The organism is Hominimerdicola alba, assembly GCF_900112155.1.
Classification (GTDB): Bacteria; Bacillota; Clostridia; order Oscillospirales; family Ruminococcaceae; genus Hominimerdicola; species Hominimerdicola alba_D.
The window spans coordinates 1-1,746 of record NZ_FOKQ01000096.1 but is presented as its reverse complement, the minus strand read 5'-3'; the positions used below and the strand labels follow the sequence as shown (position 1 = coordinate 1,746).

Annotated in this window: 3 protein-coding genes; all 3 read right to left on the bottom strand. The window is 43.3% G+C overall.

Going from position 1 to position 1,746, the window contains the following annotated elements; genetic code table 11:
• Positions 1-797, bottom strand: a 797-nt coding sequence (locus BM265_RS19470) for a DUF6329 domain-containing protein (RefSeq protein ID WP_074963565.1), incomplete at its 3' end; no start/stop codon positions are given.
• Positions 794-1,075, bottom strand: a complete 282-nt coding sequence (locus tag BM265_RS19465) for a hypothetical protein (RefSeq protein WP_074963564.1) — start codon at positions 1,073-1,075, stop codon at positions 794-796. The genes BM265_RS19465 and BM265_RS19470, both read right to left, overlap by 4 nt.
• Before the next feature lie 10 nt (positions 1,076-1,085).
• Positions 1,086-1,652, bottom strand: a complete 567-nt coding sequence (locus BM265_RS19460; RefSeq protein ID WP_081358538.1) for a gamma-glutamylcyclotransferase family protein — start codon at positions 1,650-1,652, stop codon at positions 1,086-1,088.
• Between the last annotated feature and the right edge of the window lie 94 nt (positions 1,653-1,746).

Sequence of the window (1,746 nt, the reverse complement as noted above, 5' to 3'; positions counted from 1 at the left end):
CTGTCTAGATAGTCTTTTTCGGGCAAAAGCTGCCAGTCATCACCGCTGTTCCAGAAGCTGACATTTATTTCGCCTGCATCGGTCTTGAGATATTTTTGTTCTAAACTCTCACCCCAGCCGTCACTCAGCTGTCCAGAACAGTATTTTATGAACCTTGCCATTGCATCCTCTGAAAGTTCTCCGATCACCTTTATCGTTATAACTCCTGTCAGTTCTCCGCCTATTACCTCCACGGAGCAATGTGCTGAAAAAACTTTGTTGTCCAGCTCATCATCAATACTTTCGGGATGATACCAGTGCATCAATCCTCGCTCACATTCTTCAGGCAGATCATTCTCCCGAATGCCTATATTGATATCATCTGCATACTTTGCCATCTCTGCGTTATCCGCAATGCAAAATTCGCGTGGATAATCGCTGATATTATGATAGATTTCCAGTGGACAGCAAAGTCTGATCTCATGAGCATGGTTCTTTGCAAACTGCTCCCATATCAGCTTTGCCTGCGGAACATACTGTGCATATCTCGCATATTCATAACCCTCGCTTTCGACCAGAAGTCCATCGCCGTTCTCTTTATCGTATATCAGCAAACAATGGTACTGTAAGCCGTCGTAGTACATACTGTCAAGGTTGTCACGAATTTCCTTATGATCTTTCATCGGACTTTCCGTTATCTGTCTGAACCTGTAATTACTTACAGGCAGAGCCTTTTCAATGATGTATTCATGAGTAGTGAAACTTTCAGCCTTTCTTTCAAGATAGGGTAGATTGATCGTTAACTTTTCCTCATTCATAATGCTGTACCTCCCATCGTTATATCCTGCTGATTGTTGTGAAAAGCCTTATCCTCACATGAAACCACGTCCTTAGCAAACTGTTCGGCTTCTTCTATGCTGTCGGTCAGTATCTCAAACCCAACAGCCGCTGAGAACTCATCGAACTTTTCTGTACGCTCTTCATCAGTGTACACCGAAAACAAAAACCCCCGACAGACCACATTATTTCCGTCGCTGTCGCTTCGGATAATGTGATCGTCGGGGGATATGTCGATATAAAATCCTTTGTATTTCATTTCTGCCTCCTTAAAGTTTGAAACTCATCTGTATATCATCATCAAGACTGCTATCATCGATAATGTCAAAGTCCTCATATTCCTCTTCATCAAGATCCTGTGAATACTTGATATTAATATCCGAAGCAAAATCATAAGACCTTGATGCGGCTTCTATCAGATAGCTTGTATCCATACCGTTCGCCTTATAGCCGTCCCATATCGTCTGTAAATACCCTTGTGTCGGAGGAGATATCTGTCCTCTGTTCATAAGGTACGCCATGCCAATGACCTGCTTTCCGTCAAGTTCAAGAGGTATATCTTCCTGTCTGTACAGATGAGGAAATCCCTCATAGCGGTTGAGTGCAGGAATATCTCTCGGATCAAGTTCCCACAGCAGTACCGGAACTTCTGTATTCGGCTTTGGGACAATAGTTGCGACACCACGGAATTCCAACTCCCAGCCTTTGACCATTGCTGAACCTATGACCTTTGAATGCGGACACCTGAATGCCATTTGCGTAAGGTTGATGTTCGAGCCGTAAGCGATGTACAGCATAGACTTATCTGACGGTTTGTATTCGTTTTTCTTTTTCATTTTCTCACCTCTACATATTCATTGTGACTGCCGATTCTTCTTCCTCAAAACTGCTCGACAATTCGCTTACTGCGCAGTTTTGGTTTTCATCGGG

Excerpts from the sequence above, each read along its gene's own strand:
- BM265_RS19465 (WP_074963564.1), bottom strand. The coding sequence starts at position 1,075 with ATGAAATACAAAGGATTTTATATCGACATATCCCCCGACGATCACATT.
- BM265_RS19460 (WP_081358538.1), bottom strand. The coding sequence starts at position 1,652 with ATGAAAAAGAAAAACGAATACAAACCGTCAGATAAGTCTATGCTGTAC.